Genomic DNA, 25,074 nt, shown 5'->3' with positions numbered 1-25,074 from the left:
TAGAGCGGGATCACATGGTCGCCCTTTTTGACCGAGGTGACGCCCTTGCCGACATCGACCACCACGCCGGCGCCCTCGTGGCCGAGAATGGCCGGGAACAGGCCCTCGGGATCGGCGCCCGACAGCGTGAACTCGTCGGTGTGGCAGATGCCGGTCGCCTTGATCTCGACCAGCACCTCGCCCTCGCGCGGACCGTCAAGGTCGACCTCCATGATCTCAAGCGGCTTTCCGGCAGCAACGGCAACGGCGGCGCGGGTTTTCATCTGGCAATCCTCCAACGCAATTTTGCGCTCAGGCTTTCAGGTTTTGGCCTGCTCATCAACCGCCAGATGAGACGAAATATCGGCTTTCTTGACGCAGGTAGCACACCCTTGACCGCAGGCGTTCGCGCCACGCACACGGTACTTGAGACATGGCGACATAATCCATAGAACTGGACCGTCCGCCGGAGGGGAATTTGCCCGCATGTTCACCAAAATCCTGATCGCCAACCGTGGCGAGATAGCCTGCCGCGTCATCAAGACCGCGCGCAAGATGGGCATCGCCACGGTCGCTGTCTATTCCGACGCCGATCGCGATGCCGTGCATGTCGAGATGGCCGACGAGGCGGTGCATATCGGACCGTCGCCAGCCGCGCAGAGCTATCTCGTGCCCGAGAAAATCATCGCGGCGTGCAAGGCGACCGGCGCTCAGGCCGTGCATCCCGGCTATGGCTTCCTGTCCGAGCGCGCATCATTCTGCGAGGCGCTGGAGAAGGAGGGCATCGTCTTCATCGGGCCGAAGCCGAAGGCCATCAAGGCGATGGGCGACAAAATCGAATCGAAGAAATTCGCCAACGCCGCCAATGTTTCGACGGTTCCCGGCTGGCTCGGCGTCATCGAGAACGCCGACCACGCGGAGAAGATCGCCGGAGAGATCGGCTATCCCGTGATGATCAAGGCCTCGGCCGGCGGCGGCGGCAAGGGCATGCGCATCGCTTGGAACCAGGCCGAGGTGCGCGACGGCTTCGACCGCGCGCGCTCGGAGGCCAAGAGCTCGTTCGGCGACGACCGCGTCTTCATCGAGAAGTTCATCGTCGATCCACGCCACATCGAGATCCAGGTGCTGGCCGACGCGCATGGCAACGCGCTCTATCTCGGCGAGCGCGAATGCTCGATCCAGCGCCGCAACCAGAAGGTGGCCGAGGAGGCGCCATCGCCTTTCCTCGATGCCAGGACGCGCAAGGCCATGGGCGAGCAGTCGGTGGCGCTGGCCAGGGCCGTCGACTACCAGAGCGCCGGCACGGTGGAATTCATCGTCGACGCTGAGAAAAACTTCTATTTCCTTGAAATGAATACACGATTGCAGGTCGAGCATCCGGTGACCGAGCTTGTCACCGGTATCGATCTGGTCGAGCAGATGATCCGTGTGGCCGCCGGCGAGAAGCTCGCCTTGAAGCAAAGCGACGTGAAACTGAATGGCTGGGCGGTGGAGAGCCGGCTCTATGCCGAGGATCCGTATCGCAACTTCCTGCCGTCGATCGGCCGCCTGACGCGCTATCGACCGCCGCAGGAAGGGCAAGTCGGCGACGTCATCATCCGCAACGACACCGGCGTCACCGAGGGATCGGAGATTTCGATGTTCTACGACCCGATGATTGCCAAGCTGTGCACCTGGGCGCCGACCCGGCTGGAGGCAATCGACGCGATGTCCGAAGCGTTGGACAGTTTTGTCGTCGACGGTATCGAGCACAACATCCCGTTCCTGGCGGCGCTCATGCAGCATCCGCGCTGGCGGGAAGGGCGGATTTCGACCGGATTCATCGCGGAGGAATATCCCGACGGCTTTGCGCCGATCCTGCCCGATCATGACGACAAGGCCGTGTTGGCGGCGGTCGCCACCGTGGTCGAATTGCTGCGCCGCGACCGACTCGACCGGCTGGGCGGGCGCTTGGCGCCGCATTCGGGAGCACTCAAGCGCGACTGGGTGGTGAAGATTGGCAGGGACTATCTGTCCGCGTCCATCCTGGAGGGCATAATCTCCATTCCGATGGAAGTCGACTTGTCCATCGAGGGCGGCAAGCCGCTGACGGTTTCGTCGGCCTGGCGGCCGGGCGAACTGGTCTGGCGCGGCAGCGTCGGCGGGCACGAAATGGTGGCGCAACTGCGCCCCGCGCCGAACGGCCTTCGCATCGCCTGGAAAGGGCTTTCGGTGACGGCGCGCGCCATGCTGCCGCGCATTGCCGCGCTGGAAAGGCTGATGCCGGAAAAGCTGGCGCCCGACACCTCCAACCTGCTGCTATGTCCCATGCCCGGCCTCGTCGTGTCGATCGCCGTCGCCGAGGGTCAGGAGGTCAAGGCCGGCGAGACGCTGGCCGTCGTCGAGGCGATGAAGATGGAGAACGTGCTGCGCGCCGAGCGCGATCTCGTGGTGGCGAAACTCAACGTCAAGCCGGGCGACAGCCTGGCCGTCGACGCGGTGATCATGGAATTCGCCTGAAGCGGGGGCGGCCGGAAGCCTGTGGCCGATGTTCGTTTGTGCTGGACTGGCACAGCCCGGTGCCGGACAATACATCTTGATCGACTCAAGTCCTTCGGGAAACGCGAAAAACCATGGCGGATGACAGACTTCCACGCGACCCCTTGCTGCGCGAAGCGGCAGTGAAGGCGGCGGCGCCAGAAGCGCCGGCGCGTCCTTTCGTGCATCTTCGCGTCCACTCGGCCTATTCGCTGCTGGAAGGCGCGCTCCAACTCGGCAAGATCGTCGGCCATGCGGTCAAGGACGAGTGTCCGGCAATCGCGGTCACCGACACCAACAATCTGTTCGGCGCGCTCGAATTCGCGCAGAAGGCGGTGAAGGACGGCATCCAGCCGATCATCGGCTGCCAGATCGCGCTCGCCTTTTCCGGCGAGAACGTCGACGGCCAGCGCGACCGCCGGCGGCAGGGGCCCGAGATGCGGCCAGTCGTGCTTATCGCGGCGACCGAAGCCGGCTATTCCAATCTGGTCAGGCTGGTAAGCCGCGTCTATCTGGAGACGCCGCCCGGCGAAGCCGTGCATCTGACCAGCGAGATGCTGGAGGGCCAGACCGACGGGTTGATCTGCCTCAGCGGCGGTCCCCGCGGCCCTATCGGCGCGGCTCTGAAGGAGGATCGACGCGATCTCGCGGAGACCCGGCTGTCGACCCTGAAAGCCCTGTTCGGCGATCGGCTCTATGTCGAACTGGAACGAGTTTCCGGTTACGACCGGCTGATAGAACATTCCACGATCGATCTCGCCTATGCCCACGAATTGCCGCTCGTCGCCACCAACGAGGCGTTCTTCTCCTCGCGCGACGATTATGACGCGCATGATGCGCTGATCGCCATAGCGGAGGGCTCGGTCGTCGCCGTGGACAATCGCCGCCGGCTTTCACCGGATAACTTCCTGCGTAGCCAGGCTGAGATGGCAGCGTTGTTCGCCGATCTGCCGGAAGCGATCGACAACACGGTCGAGATCGCGTTGCGCTGCTCCTACTATCCGAAAACCCGCAGCCCGATCCTGCCGCGCTTTACCGGCGGCGACGCGTCGGACAAGGACGCAGCCGAGAAGGCCGAGGCCGCCGAACTTGCCCGCCAGGCGCGTGAAGGGCTGGAGGCCCGGCTTGCCGCGCACGGACCGACGCCGGGCTATACGGTCGAGCAATACCGCGAGAGGCTCGAGTTCGAGCTCGGCATCATCGAGAAGATGAAATTCCCAGGCTACTTCCTGATCGTTGCCGACTTCATCAAATGGGCCAAGTCGCAAGGCATTCCAGTCGGGCCGGGGCGCGGCTCGGGTGCGGGCTCGCTGGTCGCCTATTCCACCACCATCACCGACATCGATCCGCTGCGTTTCTCGCTGCTGTTCGAGCGCTTCCTCAATCCGGACCGCGTGTCGATGCCCGATTTCGACATCGACTTCTGCCAGGACCGCCGCGAAGAGGTGATCCGCTATGTCCAGCAGAAATATGGACGCGACCAGGTCGGCCAGATCATCACCTTTGGAACGCTGCAAGCCCGCGCGGTGCTGCGCGACGTCGGCCGCGTGCTGCAGATGCCTTACGGCCAGGTCGACAAGCTGTCCAAGATGGTGCCGCAGAACCCGGCCAATCCGGTGAAACTGGCGGACGCTATCGCCAACGAGCCGCGTTTTGCCGAGGAGGCCGAAAAGGAGCCGATCGTCCAGACGCTGCTCGACATGGCACAGAAGCTGGAAGGGCTTTATCGCCACGCGTCGACGCACGCCGCCGGCATCGTCATCGGCGACCGGCCGCTGTCGGAGCTAGTGCCGATGTACCGCGATCCTCGTTCGGACATGCCGGTCACCCAGTTCAACATGAAATATGTCGAACAGGCCGGGCTGGTGAAGTTCGACTTTCTCGGCCTGAAGACGCTGACCGTGCTGGAGACGGCGGTGAAGCTGATACGCCGCCGCGGCATCGATATCGACCTGGCGACGATCCCGCTCGACGATCCCGAAACCTACGCCATGCTGTCGCGCGGCGAAGTGGTCGGCGTGTTCCAGGTGGAAAGTGCCGGCATGCGCAAGGCGCTGATCGGCATGCGGCCCGACTGCATCGAGGACATCATCGCACTGGTCGCGCTCTACCGGCCGGGACCGATGGAGAACATCCCGACCTACAACGCCAGGAAGCACGGCGAGGAGGAGATGGCCTCGATCCATCCCAAGATCGACCATCTGGTGAAGGAGACGCAAGGCGTCATCGTCTACCAGGAACAGGTGATGCAGATCGCGCAGGAGTTGTCCGGCTATTCGCTGGGCGAAGCCGACCTTTTGCGCCGCGCCATGGGCAAGAAGATCCGCGCCGAGATGGACAAGCAGCGTGAGCGCTTCGTCTCGGGCGCGGTCGAGCGCGGCGTGGCCAAACCGCAGGCCGACTTCATTTTCGACCTGCTGGCCAAGTTCGCCGACTACGGTTTCAACAAATCGCACGCGGCCGCCTACGCCGTCGTCTCCTACCAGACAGCCTATCTCAAGGCGCATTATCCGGTCGAGTTCCTGGCGGCGTCGATGACGCTCGACATGGGAAACACCGACAAGCTCGCGGATTTCCGCCAGGATGCGCTGCGCCTCGGCATCGAGGTGGTGGCACCGTCGGTGATATCAAGCTTTCGTCCCTTCGAGGTCGGCGAGAACCGCATCTACTATTCGATGGCCGCGCTCAAGGGCGTCGGCGACGCGGCGGTGGAGCATATCGTCGCCATGCGCGGCGAGAAGCCGTTCAAGAGCCTGGCCGATTTCTGCGAGAGGGTCGATCCGAAAATCGTCGGCAAGCGCGTCTTCGAAAGCCTGATCATGGCCGGAGCGCTAGACTGTTTCGGCCATGACCGCGCCGCGATGATGGCTGGCGTCGAGCGGATGATGGGGCTGGCGTCACTGGCGCAGCAGAACGCCGTCTCAGGCCAGGCCGACATTTTCGGCGCGTCTCTAGGGGCACAGTCGCAGGCGCTCAACTTGCCCGTGACCGAACCGTGGCTCGCCGCCGACCGCCTGCACCGCGAATTCCAGGTGGTCGGTTTCTATCTCTCCGCCCATCCGCTGGACGAGTACAAGGCGGCGCTGCAGAAGATGCGGGTGCAGAACTGGGCGGAGTTTTCGGCCGCGGTCAAGCGCGGTGCCACCGCAGGGCGCCTCGCCGGCACCGTGACCACCAAGCAGGAGCGCAAGACGCGGACCGGCAACAAGATGGGCGTGGTGCAGTTCTCGGACACGTCCGGCCAGTATGAGGCGGTACTGTTTTCCGAAGGATTGGCGCAGTATCGCGACATGCTGGAGCCGGGCCGCTCCGTGGTCATTACCGTGGCGGCGGAGGACAGGCCGGAGGGCGTCAACCTGCGCATCCAGACCGTGCAGTCGCTTGAGGACGAGGCCAGCCGCATCCAGAAGGCGCTGCGCATCTTCGTCAGAAACGATGCGCCTGCCTCGATCATTCAATCGCAGCTTACCCAGCGTGGTGAAAGTCAGGTGAGCATCATCGTTATCAAGGAAGAAGCGCAGGGCGAGGTGGAGATTGCCCTGCAGGGGGGCTACCGCGTCTCGCCGCAAATCGCCTCGGCGATGCGCGCCGTGCCAGGCGTGGTCGAAGTGGAGCTGGTGTGATCGCCCCTTCCGGGGACTGGTGGCAATCCGCCGGGCGGCATCCGCCGCTCAAGTCACCGCAATTGCCATGAAGACGAAAGACAGCGACGGATTGCAGGACCGTTCCACAATGGCGTGGCTGCGCGACACGCTGCGCAAGCTCTACCACGGCCGCACGCCGGCGGCTTTTCGGTTTCAGCTGGTTGCGGTCATCATCGACCTGGCCATCATTGCCTTCTTCATCGCCACGCCCGTCATCCAGCAGTCGGCCTCATTCCTGTGGCTCGACTATGCGGTGGCGGCTCTGGTCGCCGCCGACCTGGTTGCCAGGCTGCTTGCCTCGAACGACATGCTGCGGCTGATGAAGCAGCCGACCTCCTGGGTGGACATTTTCATCCTTTTGACGCTGCTGATGCCGACGGCGCTCGCCAATCTCGGCTTTCTGCGCATCCTGCGGCTGTGGTCGCTGTCGCGCAGCGGTTCGCTCTGGCGGCATTTCGAGATGCAGGGCCTGCGGCCCTGGCGCGAAGCGAGCCACGCGGTGATCAATCTCTTGACGTTCCTCTTCGTGATCACCGGTTTCGTCTACACTTTCTTCTTCCGCAGCGGAGCGGGGCTGGAAAGCTACATCGACGCGCTTTACTTCACCGTCGCGACGGTGACCACGACCGGGTTCGGCGACATCGTGCTGCCGGGAATGGCGGGGAAACTGACGGCGATCGTGACCATGATCATCGGCATATCGCTGTTCGTCAGGCTGGCGCAGGCGATCTTCCGACCGGCCAAGGTGTTCTTTCCCTGTCCGCAATGCGGCCTGCAACGGCACGAGCCGGACGCCGTTCACTGCAAGGCCTGCGGCCACCTCCTCAACATACCCGACAGCGGTGATTGAGGGGCGATTGAGGCGCGCTACGATGCCGCCGCTTGCGCCGGCTTTGGCTGCCGGCGCTGCAGGTTGAGCATATTGCCCATCAGGATCAGCAATGCCCCGCCTGCGGTGAAGGCGTCGATCTGCTCCTGGTAGAGCAGCCAGCCGATCAATGCCGACAGCGGCACGCGCAGGAAATCCATCGGCGAAATGACGGTGGCATCGGCGTAGCTCAGCGCCCAGGCCATGCAGAAATGTGACGACATGCCGGTGAAGGCGATCAGCAGGATCCACGGCCACAGCTCGAGCGACGGGTTGCGCCATTCGTAGAGCGCCGGGATCAGGCCGAGCACCGACTGGATGATCAGCATCCAGAAGATGATTCGCACAACGCTGTCGGTCCGCGTCAGCGACTTGACCAGGACCAGCGAGATGCCGAAGCACATTGCCGCGCCCAGCACGACCAGATGTCCCGGATCGACCGAGCCGACGCCTGGGCGCACGATGATCACGACACCGATCAGCCCGAGCGCCACGGCCCCGAGCTTCGGCCGGGTGAGCCTTTCGCCGAGAAAGGTGACCGCAAGGATCGCCGTCCAGATCGGCGTCGTGAATTCGATCGAGATCAGCACCGCCAAAGGGATCAGCGTCAGGGCGTAGAGCCACGCCGCCTGGCCGGTATAGTGAACCACGTTGCGCGTGACATGGGCGAGGGGGCGCCCAGTGCGCATGGCGGCAAAGCCGCCATTTTGCATGACCAGCGGCAGCAGGATGAAAAAGCCGATCACCGAGCGCAGCTCCAGCACCTGGAAAACGTTGAGCTCGGCCGTGGTGGCGCGGCCCGCGACCGACATCGCCAGGAACGAGGCGATCGACAGCGCCATCCAGAACGCGGCCTTGGGGATGGAAGGGGTGGGTGCCATTTCCGCTATGTCGCAGGCCGTGGCTTTTGCCGCAACCGCTAGCAGCCGCATTCTTCTGGGCCAGCCGGATGTTGCAAAACAGTCATGTTGAAGGCGGAACCTGGCACGACAGGGGGCGTTGAGTTCCGAATATCGGAAGTGCTTCGCAGGTGCCTTTCAATGTCGATAGGAGAATTTCGATGAGATCATTTGCGCAATTTGCGCTTGCTGGTTGCCTGTTGGTCACGGCAGGCGCGGCACATGCCGACGAGTCCAGATTTCTCCAGTCGTTCAAGGGCAATTTCACCGGCAAGGGCATCGTCAAGGTGACTACCGACGCGCCGACGGTGAATGTGTCCTGCACGTTCAGGTCAAACGCGACGTCGACCTCATTGTCGCTCGATGGCAATTGCCGAGGGCTTATCGTGGTGACGCGCGCCATCAGCGCGGACCTGAGGACTGCCGGAGCGAAATATAGCGGCACTTATGTCGGGTCTCGTACCGGGCCTGCGCAATTGAACGGCACCCGTTCGGGCAACGCGATCAATCTCGGCATCCGTTGGGCCAAGGAGGTCAATGGTGACCGAAAGGCGCAGATGAAGGTCGAGAAACGAGGCGAGAACGGCATGCGGCTGACGGTGATCGACACTGATCCGAAAACCGGCAAGAGCATGGTGACAAGCAGGATCGATCTGCAGCGCACCTAAATCTCGACAGCTGATATCCATTATCAGTCTTCCAGCGGCTCTGGCGGGTGGGTGTCGCGGCCTTTGCCGAACGTATAGCCGGTTTCCACCGCCTTGCGGCCGAACTTGTCGCGCAGTGAATCGATGGCGCCTTCGGCCATGGCCCGCTTTCGCGACTGGACATCGACCAGATCGGGCGGATCGGCCTTGTCATCGGCGGAAAGATCGCTGACGCCTATGCCGAGCAGCCGGTATTTGGTGCCGTCGGTTTCCTTGCGCAGCAGCTCGACCCCGGTCGAAAAGATACGGTCGGCGAGCCGGGTCGGGTCGCCGAGCTGGCGGTTGCGGGTGCGGATCTTGAAATCCTGCGTCTTCAGCTTGAGCACCACCGTGCGCCCGGCGATGCCGGATTTCTTCAGCCGCGCCGAGACCTTTTCCGAAAGGCCCCGCAGCACCGAGACCAGCTCGTCCAGCGAAGCGATATCGGTGTCGAAAGTGGTTTCGGCCGATACGCTCTTGGCGTCCTGGTCGGGATCGACGCGGCGGACGTCCTCGCCGCGCGAGAGCCGGTAAAGCCGGTCGCCCATCACGCCATAGCGGCGCATGAGGTCGCCACGGTCCATCTTCTGGAGCTGGCCGATGGTGCGGATGCCGTCCTGTTCGAGCGTGGCGTTGAATGCCTTGCCGACCCCCCAGATCATGCTCACCGGCTGTACGGCGAGGAAACCCACGGCTTCCGCTTCGCCGATGACCGAGAAGCCGCGCGGTTTGCGGAAATCCGACGCCACCTTAGCCAGGAACTTGCAGTAGGACAGACCTGACGAAACGGTGATGCCGATCTCCTTCTCGACGGCCAGCGCGAAACGGGCCAGCACCACCGCCGGCGGCAGGCCGTGCAGCCGTTCGGTTCCGGCAAGGTCGAGAAACGCCTCGTCGATCGAGAGCGGCTCGACCAGCGGCGTCAGCGCCTGCATCATGGCGCGCACCTCGCGCCCGACGACCATGTATTTTTCCATATTGGGCGGGATAACCACCGCTTCGGGGCAAGCCTCGAGCGCCTTGAACATGGGCATGGCGGAACGCACGCCCCTTATCCGGGCGATGTAGCAGGCGGTGGAGACGACGCCGCGCTTGCCGCCGCCAATGATCAGCGGCTTGTCCTTCAGCGCCGGGTTGTCGCGTTTTTCGATTGCCGCATAGAAAGCGTCGCAGTCGATATGGGCCAGATGCAGCCGGTACAGCTCGGGATGACGGGCAAGCCTGGGGCTGCCGCATCGCTCGCAGCGCCTGGCGTCGCTGCGCTGAAAGGCCAGGCAGTCGCGGCAGAAACCGTGATCAGGATTATTGACAGGAGCCGCCATCGCTGCGAACATAAAGAGAACAAACACAATGGTACGACAGTGCAAGGCTAGCGACAAGCTTGGCCTGGGGAGAACGCATGAGCACGACCATAGTGCCGCTGGCGCCTGAGCTCTGGCCTGAATTCGAAGATCTCTTCGGCAAGCAGGGCGCCTGCTACGGCTGCTGGTGCACGCATTTCCGGCTGGCGCCGGCGGCTCGTCGCGAAAGCAGCCGCGAACGCAACAAAGACCACATCAGGGCGCGCATCGAAGCAGGCCCGCCACCGGGCATGCTGGCGTTCGAGGACGGCAAGGCAGTCGGCTGGATGCAGATCGGGCCGCGCGCCGACGTGCCCGAGTGGAACAACCGGGGCCGGGGCTCGGCTCCGGTCGATCCCGCGGACGCATCGGATCCGAGCGTCTGGGCAATTTCCTGTTTCTTCATCCGCGCCAAGGCACGGGGCCGGGGCATCAGCCATCGCCTGGTCGAAGGCGGCATCGATTTCGCCCGCAGGAACGGCGCGCGAATGGTGGAAGCCTGCCCGATAGACCTGTCGAAGGATTCACGCTCCATCGGGCTGTTCGTGGGCTCGTCGCGCGTGTTCGAGAAGGCCGGGTTCGAGCGGCTCCTGGAACGCAAGGCGGGCCGGCCGTTGATGCGGCTGGTGCTGGAGCCGAGCGCCTGAACTTCGCCGTCTTGCAGTTGTGACGGTCTTTCCCTACCAGAAGTAGGAGACAATTTTGCCTTTTCGACCAAACGGAGAATTCTACGTGAACCGGATGTTGCCAATCGCCTTTACCGCGCTTCTGCTCAGCGCGCCCGCTTTCGGCCAGAGCGTCGACAGCCAGGGTGCGAAGCAGCTATCCGAGAACCTGTCCCGCTATGTCGGCAAACAGGCCCTCGACAAGGGCATCCTGAAGGTCTCGGTCGAAGGCGGCGCCTACAAGATCATGTTCGATTTCAAGGCGCTCGCCGGCACCTTGCCCGACCAGAAGCCGTTGAAATTCGACTTTGCGCCCTACGCCCTGCTGGTCAAGCCGCGCAGTGACGGGACCTGGGATGTCTCGATGGATCTTTCGCACAGCGCCTCCTTCGAGTTCAACGGGCCGCAGGGGCTGCAGAGCACGCAATTTTCTATCAAGGACGGCAAGGGTTCCGGTGTCTACGACCCCAATCTGGCGGCCTTTACCAGCGGCACCAGTTCGATGGCGGGCATGACGATGGTGTCGCAAGATGCCAAGCAGCACATGGAAGTCAGCGCCGACGCCGGCACCGCGACCATGGCCGCCACCAAGGCTGCCAATGGCGGGGTCGATTTCGCGTTGTCGCAAAAAGTGTCGAACTTTGTCGAGGCGATCAAATTCGACGATCCCGAAAGCGGACTGAAATTCCCGGTCACCGTCAAATCACCGGAACTGTCGGTGGATGCCAAAGGCAAGGGCGTGCAGACCAAGCCGCTGCTCGATCTCCTGGCATTTGCCGTCGCCAATGAGAATGAAGCCACGCTGAAAGCCAACCAGGCGCAGCTCAAATCGCTTCTGCTCGCCGCGCTTCCGGTGTGGGAGCGCATCGACGGGACATACGGGTTCAAGAATTTCGCGGTCGAGAGCCCGGTCGGCACGTTCGGCGCGGCGCAGCTCAGCACCGCCTTCGGAATGGATGGCGTCGCCCAGAGCGGTACGATCGGCTACGGGATCAAGGCATCTGGGTTGACCGTGCCGCAGCAGCTTCTGCCGAACTGGAGCATAGCGCTGCTGCCGACCGATATCGACCTGAACTTCGGCGGCGCCAATATCGATCTCGACAGCATGGCGAAGAAGGCAATCGAAGCCTTTGATCTTAACAAGAACCCGCCGCTGTCGGCCGAATTTGGAGAGCAGCTCAAAACCGATTTCATGGCCAAGACGCCGAAGGTGGTCATTGGCCATAGCACCATCAAGAACAAGGATACCGAAATCGCCTTGGAAGGCGAAATGACGTTTCCTGGCGAGAAGCCGGAAGCCAATGTGACGGTGGACGTCGCCGGCTTCGACAAGATCGTCGAGGGCTTGCAGGAAGCGGCGAAATCGGAACCGGAGGTGGCGCAGTACGTGCCTGTGGCCCTGATGGTGAAAGGGTTCGGCAAGACCTTGACGGACGGCCGCATGGAATGGGTCGTCAACGCCAAGCCGGACGGTTCGGTCATTGTCAATGGCGTCATGCTGAAGCCGGCCGATCCTGCCGAGGACGACAGCATTGACGATGGCGGCGACGAGACGGACCAGGCGGATCCGACACCGTAGCCACTCGGCTCACCAAAGCGCGTCGCCTTCGAACGGATTGGCGCGACGCGCCTCAAGCCTTCGTTTTATACTTGTCGCTCAAAACGGGCGGGCGACAAGAGTCAGACTTCGCTCGACCTGGCGATCGGGGCGCCGCCTTGGGATCGTCACTCATATGGAATGCTCGTGGTTATCGTCGCCCAGCGGCAGCGCGCGCAACGCCTTGCCGACGGAGGCCGGTGGCGTGCCGGTTTCCTCAGCAAAACGCAGCAATGTGGGTTCGTGGGCGAGAACGAACTGCAGCACACCGGCCAGAAATCCCGGCTCGCCGGCAGCTTTGCGGATCGAATGCGCCTCGATGCCGGTGATCGCCAGGAAGCGAGGCAGCAGTTCGGGATCAGAGGCGACGAAGGCCAGAGCCTTCACGGCAATGGTTTCGGCCTCTTCGCGCATTGACGCTGCGTTTGCCATCATTACCTTTCAGGGTATGCGGAATGTGAGTCTCTTCCGCAGTAATGGCAAGCGTCGCTTGCGGCAAGTCGTTACCTCTTCAGTGCGGGACCCGAGGTGGAAACGGAGCAGCTTTTCTCGCCGCAGGTTTCCGTTTCGTCAATCATATTGCCGTAGAGTCGACCAGGGTTTGGTGCGTCCCGGAAGGGCGCATAACGGCCGCCTTCGAGCGGAACAGCGGCCGGGACGGGATATCGATGCCTAAGAAGGTCATGATCGTCGAGGACAATGAGCTCAACATGAAGCTCTTTCGGGACCTCATCGAAGCAAGCGGTTACGAGACAGTTCGCACCCGCAACGGTCTGGAAGCGCTCGATCTGGCGCGTCAGCACCGGCCGGATCTCATTTTGATGGACATCCAGTTGCCTGAAGTGTCTGGGCTGGAGGTGACGAAATGGCTGAAGGAAGACGACGACCTGCACGTCATCCCGGTCATTGCCGTCACTGCCTTCGCGATGAAGGGCGACGAGGAGCGCATCCGCCAGGGCGGCTGCGAGGCTTATATCTCCAAGCCGATCTCGGTGCCGCGCTTCATCGAAACCATCAAGTCTTACCTGGGTGATTCCTGATGCACCTTGCCGCCAAAGCCGGAGCCTTGTGAAATGACCGCTCGGATTCTCGTCGTCGACGACATCCCTGCCAATGTCAGGCTGCTGGAGGTTCGGCTGCTGGCCGAATATTTCGAGGTGTTGACCGCCACCAACGGCCCGGATGCGATCGAGACCTGCGAGAACGGTAAGGTCGACGTCGTGCTGCTCGACGTCATGATGCCGGACATGGACGGCTTCGAGGTCTGCCGCCGCCTGAAGAGCGATCCGGCGACGTCGCATATTCCAGTGGTAATGATCACCGCACTCGACCAGGTTTCCGACAGGGTGCGCGGGCTTGAGGTCGGCGCCGACGATTTCCTGACCAAACCCGTCAACGACCTGCAACTGATGACGCGCGTCAAGAGCCTCGTCAGGCTGAAGTCGCTGACCGACGAGTTGCGGCTGCGCGCTTCGACCACGCGCAACATCGGCATCGAAGAGTTGCTCAGCCGCAATTTCGCCTCCGAGGACACGACGCCGAAAGTGCTTCTGATCGATGAGCGCAAATCGTCGATCGAGCGCGTCCAGAAGATGCTGCGCGACTGTGCTGACCTGGATGTCGCCAGCGATCCGCATGCCGGCTTCTTCCAGGCGGCGGAGACGCCCTATGAATGCGTGATGATCTCGACGAGCTTCGCCGATTTCGATCCGCTTCGGCTCTGCTCGCAACTGCGCTCGCTCGATCGCACACGCTTCCTGCCGATCATCCTGCTGGCGGAGGAGGGCGAGGAGGAGCGCATCATCCGTGGTCTCGAACTCGGCATCAACGACTATCTGATGCGGCCTATCGACCAGCAGGAACTGACGGCGCGGTTGCGCACCCAGGTGCGCCGCAAGCGCTACAACGACCAATTGCGCGCCAGCGTGACGCAGACGATCGAAATGGCGGTGACCGACGGGCTGACCGGGCTGCACAACCGCCGCTATCTCGACAGCCATCTCCAGACGCTGTTCGACCGCGCCGTGGCGCGGCGTCGGCCGCTGTCGGTGATGATCACCGACCTCGATCGCTTCAAGTCGATTAACGACACGCACGGCCATGACGGTGGCGACGAGGTGCTGCGGGAATTCGCGCGGCGGCTGCGCAAGAACGTGCGCGGCATCGATCTGGCCTGCCGGTTCGGCGGTGAGGAGTTCGTAGTGGTCATGCCTGACACCGATGGAGCGATCGCCGAAAAGGTGGCCGAACGCATCCGCGCCGAAATCGCCCAGATGCCGTTCGTCATCGGGCCTGACGGCAAGGCCATCGAGGTCACCGTCAGCGTCGGCGTGTCGTCGGTGCTGAAGGGGGTGGATACGGTGGCGGCGCTGATGAAACGCGCCGATCTGGCGCTCTATGAAGCCAAGAGCGGTGGCCGCAACCGCGTCGTCGCCAAGGCTGCCTGACGGACCGGGTAAGAGTATCCGTCAATCCGGCAAGGTTACCCATTTACCTTAATCCAAGCGATTCACGAGGCTTGGTTAAGAAACTGTTGATTTTCATAAGCTCTTGCGCAAATGTGCGGCCACAGACAGAGCGACGCCGGCACGAGGACAGACAGCCGGGTCGATCAAAAAATACCCCATGATGCTCAGGTCCGCCGCATCTCCTGGGTCCGTGGGGTCGGCCGGCCGGCGCTGGCACATAGTGGCCTCCTCGTACCGCTGCCAAACGCCGACCGGCCCCCTTTCAAAATAGCATCAGGATTCTGCGCCAAGCTTCGGAAATCAGGGGCTTTTTGCGCACGAGATGTCGACAGCGCTTCCTGGCCTGTAAAAGGCGAGCTCCGATGTGAAGAGCTGCGGCGTACGCTCTCTTGCCATTCGGCAGAGGGCGTTGCTCCTCACTTCATACATATGGCGCCCAGGGGGCTTGCTTCAAGCCTGGGTTCCTCCCGTAAAACCGCGGCCCTAGCCAATGGGAGCGGAGTGACGGGAATGCGTGCACCGACAGATGGATCGCGTCGAAATCATGCGGTGATTGTCGCCGGGGGCGGCCCGACAGGATTGATGCTGGCAGGCGAACTCGCATTGGCGGGCATCGACGTCGCCATTGTCGAGCGGCGCCCGACCCAGCAACTGATTGGCTTGCGCGCGGGTGGCCTGCACGCACGCACAATCGAGGTGCTCGACCAGCGCGGGATCGCCGACCGGTTCCTCTGCCAGGGGCGATGCTTCCCGACCGTCGGCTTCCACATGATCCGTTTGGACATCAGCGACTTTCCCACCCGGCACAACTATCTGCTGGCGCTGCGGCAAAACCACATCGAGCGGATATTGGCCGACTGGATCAGCGAATTGGGGGTGCCGATCCATCGCGGACAGGAAGTCACGGATTTCATGCAGGACGACAGTGGCGTGGATGTGGGGCTTTCCGATGGCCGACGGATGAAGGCGCAGTACCTCGTCGGATGCGACGGTGGACGCAGCACGATCCGCAAGGCGGCGGGCATCGAATTCGCTGGATGGGATCCGACGATGAGCTGGATGATCGCCGAGGTCGAGAAGTCGGAAGAACCGCCATTGGGCTTTCGCAGCGACGCCCGCGGAACCCATGCGATAGGCAAGATCGAGGACGGCGACCGGTTGGGCATCGTGCTGACCGAGAAACAACTGATCATCGGTGGTGAACCGACATTGGACGATCTCCGCGAGGCGCTCACCGTTGTCTATGGCACCGATTTCGGCGTCCACAGTCCGACTTGGCTCTCTCGTTTCACCGATATGACGCGCCAGGCTGCCGCTTACCGCGACAGACGTGTCCTGCTGGCCGGCGACGCTGCGCATATCCATCCCCCAATGGGCGGACAGGGCCTCAACATCGGCGTGCAGGACGCGGTCAACCTGGGATGGAAGCTGGCCCAGGTCGTCAAACGGGCATCACCGGACAGTCTGCTCGACAGCTACCATGCCGAGCGCCATCCGGTCGCCGCCCGCGTGTTGCGCAACACGATGGCGCAGGTCGCGCTTCGCCGCATGGATGATCGCACCAAAGCCCTGGGCGACACCATCGCCGAACTGCTCGCCATGGATGAACCACGCAAACGAATCGCCGCAGAGATGTCCGGCCTGGGTGTCCACTACGACCTCGGGGAGGGGCACGCGCTGCTTGGGTGGCGAATACCCGACCTCGATCTGCTCACCGCCAGCGGGCCGGTGCGGCTGTTTACCTTGCTGCACCATGCCCGGCCGGTGCTGATCAACCTCGGCACGCCCGGCAGACTTGACATCAAGCCGTGGGCGGATCGGGTCCAGCAGGTCGACGCCGTGTACGACGGCGACTGGGAGCTGCCAGTTCTCGGGGCCGTCGCCGGGCCCGACGCGGTGCTGATCCGCCCCGACGGGTACGTGGCATGGGTTGGTTCCGGAAGCCAACAGGGACTGGCCGATGCGCTGACCACCTGGTTCGGGCCGCCCGCTGCTGTGGCGTAGCAGGGTCGAGGCCGGCCTGGCGCATCGCCCGCAAACGCGTGCTTGTCATGCGTTGCGAGCTTTTACGGTGCTAGGTCTCCTGACATCCCGTTGACAGGAGGTACCATCTGTGCAGAAATTGGTTGGACCATTGGACCACTTGGAACGCGCGTGGATCAAAACAGCCTGCCACCTATTCAGACGACGGCGCGTGACGACGCCGTGCTGAAGGCGTTGGTAGGCTTTGTTCGTGCCGAGGCCCTCCAGCCGGGCGAGCGGCTGCCAACGGAACGCATCCTGGCCGAGCGGCTGAAGGTCAGCCGCAACACGGTGCGCGAGGCGCTGACGCGCTGGGAAGGGCTCGGGCTGGTCGAGCGCCGGCAAGGCAGCGGCACCTATCTCAAGGCAGCCGTTTCGCCGGACATGTTGCATCTGCCGCTGACGCTTGCGGGCGGCAACGACTTCACCAGCCTGATGCAGACGCTTGAAATCCGTCGCGCGCTGGAGGCGGAAGCCGCCGCCCTTTGCGCCGAACGCGCGAGCCAGACCGATATCGCCGAAATCGAGCGCAAGCTCGACATCATGGAGCAGGCGTTCCGCACGCGCGAGGGCATGTCTTCGGAAGAGGACTGGGAGTTCCACCAGGCGATCTACAGGGTTTCCGGCAACCCGCTGTTCGAACAGATCATCGCCGCCATGCACGAATTGTTCCACCGCTTCTGGGAGCATCCGCTGGGCGTGCGCGATTTCGGCCACGCCAGTTTTCCCTATCATCGGACCATTTACGAGCGCATCGCCGCGCGCGACCCGCACGGCGCCCGCGCCGAAGCGCTCAAGCTGATCGCCACCGTCGAGGACGATCTCAAGCGCGGCGCCGCCAAACTCAAACTTTCGAGCCAGACATGAACGAGCATCCCTCAGGTTTCGATCACGACTATCTTGCCGAGGCGGCGACGCTTCTGGCGCATGACGAACCTTTCCCCGGTGGGGCGGTGGTGCCGCCGATCTACCAGACATCGCTGTTCACCTTCGCCAACTATGCCGAGATGGCGGATACTTTTGCCGGCAAACGGAAGCAGCCGATCTATTCGCGCGGCGACAATCCGACGGTGATGGAGTTCGAGGCACGCGTCGCCGCGCTCGAGGGCGCCGAGGCCGCGCGCGGCTTTTCCAGCGGCATGGCGGCGATCAGCGCCACGGTGCTCGCCTTCGTCGGCGCCGGCGAGCGCATCGTTGCGGTGCGCAATTGCTATGGTGATGCCTATCGGCTGTTCGAGCGGCTTTTGCCGCGGCTCAACATCAGGGTCGACTATGTCGACGGCTCCGATCCGGATGCGGTGGCGGCGGCCCTTCCGGGCGCCAGGCTGCTCTATCTGGAGAGCCCGACCTCGATGATGTTCGAGTTGCAGGACTTGGCTCACCTGACCCGGCTGGCGAAGGAGCAGGGCATCGTCACCACGATCGACAATTCCTGGGCGACACCGGTGTTCCAGAAGCCGATCACGCATGGCGTCGATCTGGTGCTGCATTCGGCTTCGAAATATCTCGGCGGCCATAGCGATACGGTCGCCGGCGTGGTGGCAGGCTCGGCCGCCCACATCAAGCACATCAACGAGCAGACTTATTCCTATCTCGGCGGCAAGCTTTCGCCCTTCGAGGCCTGGCTCTTGCTGCGCGGGCTGCGCACGCTGCCGCTGCGCCTGCCGCACCACATGAAGAGCGGGCTTGCCATCGCCGAACGGCTGAAGGCGCACGGCAATGTCGAGCGCGTCAACCACCCCGCCTATTCGAACCATCCGGGCAAGGCGACGCTTGCTGGTTACGCGGGGTTGTTCTCCTTCGAGGTCACCGAGGATATCGACATCCCTGTCTTCGTGGATGCGTTGAAATATTTCCGCATCGGCGTGAGCTGGGGCGGCCATGAGAGCCTGGTCGTGCCCGCCAAGGCGTCGCTGGAGCAGACGCCGGGACTGAATTCGATGGCGCGCTTCGGCGTCAGCCCCCGAACCATCCGCTTCAATGTCGGATTGGAGAATGTCGAGGACCTGTGGGCCGACGTGGCGCAGGCCTTCGAAAAAGCCAGAAAATAACAAGCCGCTTCAAAATGGGAGTCTTGAAGATGAAAAAACTGACCGCCATGCTTGCCACAGCCGCGGGATTGGCAATTTCCGCCGGAAACGCGCTGGCCGATTCGACCCTGAAAATGGTCGAAGTCATCACCAGCCCGCCGCGCACGGAGTTCCTGAAGAAGCAGATCGCCGAATTCGAAAAGGCCAATCCCGGCATCAAAGTCGAGCTGGTCTCGCTGCCCTGGGGCCAGGCCTTCGAGAAATTCCTGACCATGGTGCAGGCCGGCGATACGCCCGACGTGGTCGAGATGCCGGAACGTTGGATGGGCCTCTACGCCAACAATGCCCAGCTCGAGGATCTCGGCCCGTACATGGCCAAGTGGGACGACGCCAAGACGCTCGGCGACCGTGCCAAGCAGTTCGGCTCGACCGTCAACAACACCCAGTTCATGATCCCTTACGGCTACTATGTGAACGCGTTGTTCTGGAACAAGAAGCTGTTCAAGGAAGCCGGCCTCGACGGCCCGCCGGCCACGCTCGACGAGTTCGTCGCCGATTCCAAGAAGATCTCGGCGTTGCCCGGCAAATACGGCTACTGCCTGCGCGGCGGGCCCGGCGCCTTCAACGGCATGCACATGTTCATGAACATCGCCGCCGGCAAGGGCGGCTACTTCAACGAAGACGGCACGTCGACCATAAACGAGGAGGGCTCGGTCAAGGGCCTGCAGATGCTGGCAGACATGTACAAGCAGGGCCTGGCGCCCAAGGATGCGGTGAGCTGGGGTTTCAACGAAACCGTCACCGGCTTCTATTCCGGCACCTGCGCCATGCTCAACCAGGATCCGGATGCGCTGCTGGGTATAGCCGACAAGATGAGCGCAGACGACTTCGCCGTGGCGCCGCTGCCGGTCGGGCCGAGCGGCAAGTCCTATCCGACGCTCGGCTATGCCGGCTGGGCAATGTTCGCCAATTCGCAGCACAAGGACGACGCCTGGAAGCTGATGGCGACGCTGCTCTCGCCCAAGGACAATCTGGAATGGGCCAAGGAAGTCGGCGTCGTCCCGATCCACAACGGCGCCGACCAGGATCCGCATTTCAAGACCGAGCAGTTCAAGGGCTGGTTCACGGAGCTCAGCGACAGCGCCAAATATGAAATGGTGACGCCGCCGACGCATCTGGAGAATCTCGGCAATTTCGTCGACCAGGTGGCGATCAAGAATTTCCAGGAAGTGCTGCTGGGCCAAAAGACGGCCAAGGAGGTTGCCGACCAATGGGCCGCCTTCCTGACCAAGGAACAGCAGGACTGGATGGCGAAGAACAAGAAGTAGTTTTTCTTCCTTCTCCCCGTTCACGGGGAGAAGGTGGCCCGATAGGGCCGGATGAGAGGCGGCGCTACGTTCTGTCAGCCTGGCGCTGCCCCTCATCTGCCTGCCGGCATCTTCTCCCCGTATATGGGAGAAGGGTGCTGTCGCCTTCGCCGGCACCCACTCACCACTGTTGAGCCCAAATGACCTATGCCGTTTCCGAAATACGACCCGCCGGGAGGCCGCGCCGCAAGCGGCTGACGCACGCTGCCACCGAACCCTGGCTTTATCTCAGCCCGGCGATCATCCTGCTGGTCGTGGTGCTTTTGGTGCCGCTGGTCATCGGCATCAGCTATTCGTTCCGTAAGTTTTCGGCCTTCAAGTCGGAATATGTCGGGCTCGGCCAGTACCAGGCGATGCTGTCGGATGCCGTGCTCGGCCAGGCGCTGGTCAATACGTTGTGGTGGACGCTCTCCAGCCTGTTCTTCCAGTTCTTCCTCGGCCTTGGCCTGGCGCTGCTGCTCGACAAGCCGTTTCGGGGCCGCAAGGTGGTGCAGGCGCTGGTGTTCCTGCCCTGGGCGGTGCCGTCCTTCCTGTCGGGCCTGACATGGGCATGGCTGTTCAATCCGATCATCGGGCCGCTGCCGCACTGGCTGTTCGCGCTGGGGCTGAAGGCCGAGCCGACAAACGTTCTCTCTGATCCCTCGACCGCCATGTGGGGGCCGATCGTCGCCAATGTCTGGTTCGGCATCCCGTTCTTTGCCATCACGTTGCTGGCGGCACTGAAATCCATTCCCTCGGAACTGCATGAGGCGGCAGCGATCGACGGCGCCTCGCCCTGGCAACGCTTCACCAAGGTGACGCTGCCGTTCCTGGCGCCGACCATCGCCATCACGGTGATGCTGCGTACCATCTGGATCGCCACTTTCGCCGACCTGATCTTCGTCATGACCGAGGGCGGGCCGGCCGGGTCGACCAACACGGTGCCGGTCTACATCTATGTCAGTGCCTTCAAGTCGCTGGACAAGGGCTACGCATCGGCGGTTGCCGTGCTGCTGCTCGTCCTGCTCATTGCCTATGCGATCGCGCTGATCGCCATCCGCCGCTCCCTGGTGAGGCACGTCTGATGATTGCGGGACGCTCATCTTCGCAGCGCTTCTTCGGCGGCGTCGGGCTCTATGCGGCCATCGCGGCGTATGTGATCTTCGCACTGTTCCCGATCTTCTGGACGCTGAAGATATCGGTTACACCGGAACGGCTTCTCTATTCCGAAGGCATCACCTTCTGGCCGTCGCAGATGACGTTGCAGAACTTCGTCACCGTGCTCGAGGCGACCGACTTTCCGCGCTATTTCCTCAACAGCGTCATCGTCTCGGTTTCGACGGCTGCACTGGTGACTGTCATCGCGACGCTTGCCGGCTATGCCATGTCGCGCTTCACCTTTCGCGGCAAGGCGGCACTGGCGCTGATGCTGCTTTTGACCCAGACTTTCCCGCTAGTCATGGTCATTCCACCGATCTATCGCGTGATGGGCCAGATCGGCCTGATCAACAGCCTGACCGGGCTGATCATCATCTACACCGCCTTCAACACCGCGTTTGCAACCTTCCTGATGCAGTCCTTCTTCGACGGCATACCGAAGGACCTGGAGGAGGCGGCGATGATCGACGGCTGCACACGCGCGCAGGCGATGCGCCGGGTGATCGTGCCGCTGACGCTACCCGGCATGGGCGCCACGCTCGGCTTTGTCTTCACCGCTGCCTGGAGCGAACTCCTGTTCGCGCTGATGCTGATCTCCAGCGATGACAAGAAGACCTTCGCCGTCGGCCTGCTCACCTTCATCGGCAAGTTCGCCGTCGACTGGGGGCAGATGATGGCGGCGTCGATCCTGGCGCTGATCCCGGTCTGCATCTTCTTCGGCTTCCTGCAACGCTATCTCGTCACCGGCCTCACCGCCGGCGCCGTGAAGGGATAATCGATGGCTTCCGTTACGCTGGAAAAAGTCCGCAAAGACTATGGCGCCGTGCGTGTGCTGCACGCGGTCGACCTCGACATCGCCGACGGCGAGTTCGTCGTCCTCGTCGGTCCGTCCGGCTGCGGGAAATCGACGCTTCTGCGCATGATCGCCGGTCTGGAGGAGGTTTCCGATGGCGAGATCCGTATCGGCGAGCGGCTGGTCAACGACGTCGCGCCGAAGGACCGCGACATCGCCATGGTGTTCCAGTCCTACGCGCTCTATCCGCATATGGACGTGTCGAAGAACATGGGCTTCAGCCTGATGCTGAGGAAGGCGGAAAAGCAGGCGATCGACGCGCGGGTCGACGGCGCCGCCAGGCGGCTTGGGCTGGACAATTTTCTGCAACGCCTGCCGCGCCAGCTTTCCGGCGGCCAGCGCCAGCGCGTCGCCATGGGCCGGGCCATCGTGCGCGATCCCAAGGTCTTTCTTTTCGACGAGCCGCTTTCGAACCTCGACGCCAAGCTGCGCGTGCACATGCGCGCCGAGATCAAGGCGCTTCACCAGCAACTGAAGACCACATCGGTGTATGTCACGCATGACCAGATCGAAGCCATGACCATGGCCGATCGCATCGTCGTGATGCATGACGGCGTCGTCCAGCAGGTCGGCGCGCCGCTCGACCTCTATGACCGGCCGGCCAACATGTTCGTCGCCGGATTCATTGGCTCGCCCGGCATGAATTTCCTGCCGGCGAGTGTTGAGAAGGGCGGCAAGGCGGATGCCGTGCTGTCCGATGGCCAGAAACTGCGATTGCCGGATGGCCTGCCGCTCAGGGAAGGCGATGCGGTTACCGTCGGTTTGCGGCCGGAGCATATAAGGCTGGCGGATGACGGCCCGCTGCAAGGCGAAGTGGTGGTGGTCGAGCCGCTCGGCCTCTCGACGCAGTTCTACGTCAAGCTGGCCGGCCAGCAGCTTTGCGTGTTCGCCATGGGCCGCGCCGGCGTGAAGCCTGGCGAGACGGTGCGGCTATCGGCCGATCCGGCGGCGCTGCATGTTTTCGACCCGAAAAGCGCCGACCGGATAGGGTAGGGGCGCGGCCGCCGAGCGGCCACTCTGTTGCCCGCTGGGCACATTCTAACCATACGGCCTTTTGACGAGTCGAAACTTGCTTGACCCGGGCCAACCGCTTTGCGGAGCCACATTAATAGAAACCTCCTCCTGCCGCCATCATGTGGCGTCCTTTCATCAATCAGTTTGGTTCTTGAATCGCCGCAACGCAGCGGGGGGGGAGATTTATAATGCCTGCGAATAACAACTCCGCCGACGCTCGTATCACTGAACCATGCCGGAGAATGACCAGCCTAGGCCGGTGAACCGGTATGTCAGAAGACGGCTTCCGTCTGCCATCACGCTCGGAGACCGGAGAATTGCTTTCATACGCAGCGAAATCACGGAACAGATTCAGTCGCGAATTGACGCGTAGCGGACAGCGAGGGCAGCAGTATCAAGCCACGCTCTATCCCAGGGCGGCCGGCAAAGCAGCCTAAATCTCTTTGAACTCCACCGTCCGCGGCGGGATATGAGCTAGGCTCAGCCGTTTGGTATTCTTGATTTCTGGTCAACTGCCGCCCTACTTTGGGCCATCATCAGGGACCTAGACGAATGATCTCGGTTTGCGGATACATCGGGGCGGTGATCGGTTGGAAGGCGCTCGAAAACGCCGGCGACATCCTAGATAAGATCGGCGAGACGCTGTTTGGCGGACGTTATAAAGCGATCTACGAGGACGTCGCATCCAAGCTGCGCGCTCATACAGGCGCGGTTCCAGCAAACCACGATTTGGAGCACGCCATTCGACTCAGTGAACTCACCTCTTCACTCGTGATGGTGCGCATGTATGTCGATACGCAAGAGGCCGACCAGTTGCGGCTTGGCGGACGGCCGCCGGAGCGTCGCGCGAGGATTCAGTTCGCTAGTGCCGCGCGCCGCTATCTGCATAAGCAGATCGGATTGGGCGGGCCATTCAAGCTTGAATCCAACAAGGACGTTGTCGATGAAATAGAGACAAACTTGGACGGCGCGCTATCGGCTCGCGACTTTGCAGCGGTCCAGGCGAGTCTGGATGCAGCGTGCAAACGCGTCCTGCGCGATCTCATCGCCGGAACGGAGCAGGGAAAGGACCAACTGGCCGTTCCTGCCGATTTCGCGTCATTTTTTCGTGGAAAGGCGACAGATGATGAGCCGGGCTGGGCTCTTATTTTCCTTGCCTTCATGCGGGAGGCATTGAAGCAAAATCACAAAGCGGAGGTCGCCTTCATCGCGTCTCGCCTTGGGTATTTGCGCAATTCGCTACCGAAACTCGAAGCCAAATTTGACCAATTTTTGCAGATAGCGAATTCGATAAAGAACGACACATCTGATATTAAAGATAATATATCTAAAATCCTAGCAATAGTTCAGAGACGTGAGTCTTACGTAATTGGTGGAATCCAATTTGAATTTCCTATTAAAATTGAAATAGCCATAAATGATCGTGGAGAGCTTATCATTTTCCACAGTCGGCCGTTTAACGATGATTTGTCTAAACTCGAATTCAATATGGACGAAGATCGACTCTCTCTAATCATGATTAAAGGATTCTCTTGTAATATACCAATAAGATCTGAGTTATCTGTGTTTATGAGAAAGTCTACTCAGGCTCTACTGGTGCTTGTGAACGAGGAAGGTGGAAATCTAGTCGAGGGTGACTACGTGCCATTGCATGTCATGAAAAGGTACTTGGAACCACTTTCTTGTGGCTAGGGCAAAGCTGCGTAGAGACAAATTCTCTGGATCCTTGCTGAGGCGCCGTGGCTTTTGTCGTGGAGATTTATGCGGTGACGACGCGCACGCCTTTCGCGGTTTATGAGAGCCGCTCGACAAGGCCCCCGCCTCACGCGGGCTTTGTGACTATAGCAGCCCTATCGGTAGCGCGATCCATTATGTTGGCCGTTATGCTGGGTTTGACTACCATCCAATGAAATCGTAAGCGGTGTTCTCAGGCCACGGCCTTTAGCTCAGGCGCCCGGATGTAGGCCCACGGCAGCAGGTCGTCGATC

20 protein-coding genes are annotated in these 25,074 nt (G+C 62.1%); 16 read left to right on the top strand and 4 right to left on the bottom strand.

What is annotated here, in order from left to right; all coding sequences use genetic code 11:
- Window positions 1-263: alcohol dehydrogenase catalytic domain-containing protein (locus FJ426_RS30755; protein ID WP_181172833.1), on the bottom strand; the 263-nt coding region annotated here is incomplete at its 3' end.
- A gap of 202 nt (window positions 264-465) precedes the next feature.
- On the opposite strand from FJ426_RS30755, the gene FJ426_RS30750 reads away from it, so the two are divergent.
- The 3 genes from FJ426_RS30750 to FJ426_RS30740 all read left to right on the top strand — a co-directional run bounded on the left by FJ426_RS30750 (window position 466) and on the right by FJ426_RS30740 (window position 6,990).
- Window positions 466-2,478 carry an acetyl/propionyl/methylcrotonyl-CoA carboxylase subunit alpha gene (locus FJ426_RS30750; RefSeq protein ID WP_140562434.1) on the top strand — a complete coding sequence of 671 codons (2,013 nt, stop codon included), beginning with the start codon at window positions 466-468 and terminating at the stop codon, window positions 2,476-2,478.
- Window positions 2,479-2,591: 113 nt separating this feature from the next.
- Window positions 2,592-6,119, top strand: a complete 3,528-nt coding sequence (dnaE, locus tag FJ426_RS30745) for a DNA polymerase III subunit alpha (RefSeq protein WP_140562435.1) — start codon at window positions 2,592-2,594, stop codon at window positions 6,117-6,119.
- A gap of 67 nt (window positions 6,120-6,186) precedes the next feature.
- A complete protein-coding gene (locus FJ426_RS30740) occupies window positions 6,187-6,990 on the top strand; it encodes a potassium channel family protein (protein ID WP_140501525.1) in 804 nt (267 codons plus the stop codon).
- Window positions 6,991-7,007: 17 nt separating this feature from the next.
- On the opposite strand, the gene FJ426_RS30735 is transcribed toward FJ426_RS30740, so the two are convergent.
- Window positions 7,008-7,889 carry a DMT family transporter gene (locus FJ426_RS30735; protein WP_140562437.1) on the bottom strand — a complete coding sequence of 294 codons (882 nt, stop codon included), beginning with the start codon at window positions 7,887-7,889 and terminating at the stop codon, window positions 7,008-7,010.
- Between the two features lie 179 nt (window positions 7,890-8,068).
- On the opposite strand from FJ426_RS30735, the gene FJ426_RS30730 reads away from it, so the two are divergent.
- A complete protein-coding gene (locus tag FJ426_RS30730) occupies window positions 8,069-8,575 on the top strand; it encodes a hypothetical protein (RefSeq protein ID WP_140501529.1) in 507 nt (168 codons plus the stop codon).
- A 23-nt stretch (window positions 8,576-8,598) separates the two neighbouring features.
- Here FJ426_RS30730 and FJ426_RS30725 read toward each other — a convergent pair whose 3' ends face one another.
- Entirely contained in the window at window positions 8,599-9,927 is a 1,329-nt protein-coding gene (locus FJ426_RS30725; RefSeq protein WP_140562438.1) for a DNA polymerase IV, read from the bottom strand.
- A 65-nt stretch (window positions 9,928-9,992) separates the two neighbouring features.
- On the opposite strand from FJ426_RS30725, the gene FJ426_RS30720 reads away from it, so the two are divergent.
- Window positions 9,993-10,580, top strand: coding sequence for a GNAT family N-acetyltransferase (locus FJ426_RS30720; RefSeq protein ID WP_140518294.1), 588 nt, complete (start codon window positions 9,993-9,995; stop codon window positions 10,578-10,580).
- A 94-nt stretch (window positions 10,581-10,674) separates the two neighbouring features.
- The gene (locus tag FJ426_RS30715) at window positions 10,675-12,177 is read left to right on the top strand and encodes a hypothetical protein (RefSeq protein ID WP_140562446.1); all 1,503 of its coding nucleotides are present in this window, start codon (window positions 10,675-10,677) and stop codon (window positions 12,175-12,177) included.
- 150 nt (window positions 12,178-12,327) lie between these two features.
- Here the strand turns inward: FJ426_RS30715 and FJ426_RS30710 are convergent, their stop codons facing one another.
- A complete protein-coding gene (locus tag FJ426_RS30710) occupies window positions 12,328-12,627 on the bottom strand; it encodes a DUF3572 domain-containing protein (RefSeq protein WP_140501536.1) in 300 nt (99 codons plus the stop codon).
- Window positions 12,628-12,863: 236 nt separating this feature from the next.
- Here FJ426_RS30710 and FJ426_RS30705 point away from each other — a divergent pair, with 236 nt between their 5' ends.
- The 10 genes from FJ426_RS30705 (at window position 12,864) to FJ426_RS30650 (ending at window position 24,778) form a co-directional block, all read left to right on the top strand.
- Window positions 12,864-13,235 (top strand): response regulator, encoded by a 372-nt coding sequence (locus FJ426_RS30705; RefSeq protein WP_140501538.1) that lies wholly within the window; start codon window positions 12,864-12,866, stop codon window positions 13,233-13,235.
- 33 nt (window positions 13,236-13,268) lie between these two features.
- Window positions 13,269-14,642, top strand: coding sequence for a PleD family two-component system response regulator (locus tag FJ426_RS30700; RefSeq protein ID WP_140562440.1), 1,374 nt, complete (start codon window positions 13,269-13,271; stop codon window positions 14,640-14,642).
- A 531-nt stretch (window positions 14,643-15,173) separates the two neighbouring features.
- Window positions 15,174-16,667 (top strand): FAD-dependent monooxygenase, encoded by a 1,494-nt coding sequence (locus FJ426_RS30690; RefSeq protein WP_140562442.1) that lies wholly within the window; start codon window positions 15,174-15,176, stop codon window positions 16,665-16,667.
- Between the two features lie 150 nt (window positions 16,668-16,817).
- Window positions 16,818-17,552: a FadR/GntR family transcriptional regulator gene (locus tag FJ426_RS30685; RefSeq protein WP_140501544.1), complete on the top strand. Its 735-nt coding sequence runs from the start codon at window positions 16,818-16,820 to the stop codon at window positions 17,550-17,552.
- Window positions 17,549-18,736, top strand: a complete 1,188-nt coding sequence (locus tag FJ426_RS30680) for a PLP-dependent transferase (RefSeq protein WP_140555370.1) — start codon at window positions 17,549-17,551, stop codon at window positions 18,734-18,736. The genes FJ426_RS30685 and FJ426_RS30680 overlap by 4 nt, the downstream gene beginning before the upstream one ends.
- 29 nt (window positions 18,737-18,765) lie before the next feature.
- Window positions 18,766-20,043, top strand: a complete 1,278-nt coding sequence (locus FJ426_RS30675; RefSeq protein WP_140562443.1) for a sugar ABC transporter substrate-binding protein — start codon at window positions 18,766-18,768, stop codon at window positions 20,041-20,043.
- A gap of 179 nt (window positions 20,044-20,222) precedes the next feature.
- Window positions 20,223-21,146, top strand: a complete 924-nt coding sequence (locus FJ426_RS30670) for a sugar ABC transporter permease (protein WP_140518289.1) — start codon at window positions 20,223-20,225, stop codon at window positions 21,144-21,146.
- Window positions 21,146-21,994, top strand: coding sequence for a carbohydrate ABC transporter permease (locus FJ426_RS30665; protein ID WP_140501552.1), 849 nt, complete (start codon window positions 21,146-21,148; stop codon window positions 21,992-21,994). Before FJ426_RS30670 ends, FJ426_RS30665 begins: the two co-directional genes overlap by 1 nt.
- A 3-nt stretch (window positions 21,995-21,997) precedes the next feature.
- Window positions 21,998-23,065, top strand: coding sequence for a sn-glycerol-3-phosphate ABC transporter ATP-binding protein UgpC (gene ugpC, locus FJ426_RS30660; protein WP_140501554.1), 1,068 nt, complete (start codon window positions 21,998-22,000; stop codon window positions 23,063-23,065).
- 573 nt (window positions 23,066-23,638) lie between these two features.
- Window positions 23,639-24,778 (top strand): hypothetical protein, encoded by a 1,140-nt coding sequence (locus FJ426_RS30650; protein WP_140825694.1) that lies wholly within the window; start codon window positions 23,639-23,641, stop codon window positions 24,776-24,778.
- Window positions 24,779-25,074: the final 296 nt, after the last annotated feature.

This window comes from Mesorhizobium sp. B2-6-4 (assembly GCF_006441495.1).
Lineage (GTDB): Bacteria > Pseudomonadota > Alphaproteobacteria > Rhizobiales > Rhizobiaceae > Mesorhizobium.
The sequence above is the reverse complement of the archived record's forward strand: the minus strand, read 5'-3'. Positions and strand labels throughout refer to the sequence as shown.

Excerpts from the sequence above, each read along its gene's own strand:
- FJ426_RS30705 (WP_140501538.1), top strand. The coding sequence starts at position 12,864 with ATGCCTAAGAAGGTCATGATCGTCGAGGACAATGAGCTCAACATGAAG.
- FJ426_RS30720 (WP_140518294.1), top strand. The coding sequence starts at position 9,993 with ATGAGCACGACCATAGTGCCGCTGGCGCCTGAGCTCTGGCCTGAATTC.
- FJ426_RS30690 (WP_140562442.1), top strand. The coding sequence starts at position 15,174 with ATGCGTGCACCGACAGATGGATCGCGTCGAAATCATGCGGTGATTGTC.
- FJ426_RS30735 (WP_140562437.1), bottom strand. The coding sequence starts at position 7,889 with ATGGCACCCACCCCTTCCATCCCCAAGGCCGCGTTCTGGATGGCGCTG.
- FJ426_RS30740 (WP_140501525.1), top strand. The coding sequence starts at position 6,187 with ATGAAGACGAAAGACAGCGACGGATTGCAGGACCGTTCCACAATGGCG.
- ugpC (WP_140501554.1), top strand. The coding sequence starts at position 21,998 with ATGGCTTCCGTTACGCTGGAAAAAGTCCGCAAAGACTATGGCGCCGTG.
- FJ426_RS30750 (WP_140562434.1), top strand. The coding sequence starts at position 466 with ATGTTCACCAAAATCCTGATCGCCAACCGTGGCGAGATAGCCTGCCGC.
- dnaE (WP_140562435.1), top strand. The coding sequence starts at position 2,592 with ATGGCGGATGACAGACTTCCACGCGACCCCTTGCTGCGCGAAGCGGCA.
- FJ426_RS30715 (WP_140562446.1), top strand. The coding sequence starts at position 10,675 with ATGTTGCCAATCGCCTTTACCGCGCTTCTGCTCAGCGCGCCCGCTTTC.
- FJ426_RS30730 (WP_140501529.1), top strand. The coding sequence starts at position 8,069 with ATGAGATCATTTGCGCAATTTGCGCTTGCTGGTTGCCTGTTGGTCACG.
- FJ426_RS30725 (WP_140562438.1), bottom strand. The coding sequence starts at position 9,927 with ATGTTCGCAGCGATGGCGGCTCCTGTCAATAATCCTGATCACGGTTTC.
- FJ426_RS30650 (WP_140825694.1), top strand. The coding sequence starts at position 23,639 with ATGATCTCGGTTTGCGGATACATCGGGGCGGTGATCGGTTGGAAGGCG.
- FJ426_RS30700 (WP_140562440.1), top strand. The coding sequence starts at position 13,269 with ATGACCGCTCGGATTCTCGTCGTCGACGACATCCCTGCCAATGTCAGG.
- FJ426_RS30665 (WP_140501552.1), top strand. The coding sequence starts at position 21,146 with ATGATTGCGGGACGCTCATCTTCGCAGCGCTTCTTCGGCGGCGTCGGG.
- FJ426_RS30670 (WP_140518289.1), top strand. The coding sequence starts at position 20,223 with ATGACCTATGCCGTTTCCGAAATACGACCCGCCGGGAGGCCGCGCCGC.
- FJ426_RS30680 (WP_140555370.1), top strand. The coding sequence starts at position 17,549 with ATGAACGAGCATCCCTCAGGTTTCGATCACGACTATCTTGCCGAGGCG.
- FJ426_RS30675 (WP_140562443.1), top strand. The coding sequence starts at position 18,766 with ATGAAAAAACTGACCGCCATGCTTGCCACAGCCGCGGGATTGGCAATT.
- FJ426_RS30710 (WP_140501536.1), bottom strand. The coding sequence starts at position 12,627 with ATGGCAAACGCAGCGTCAATGCGCGAAGAGGCCGAAACCATTGCCGTG.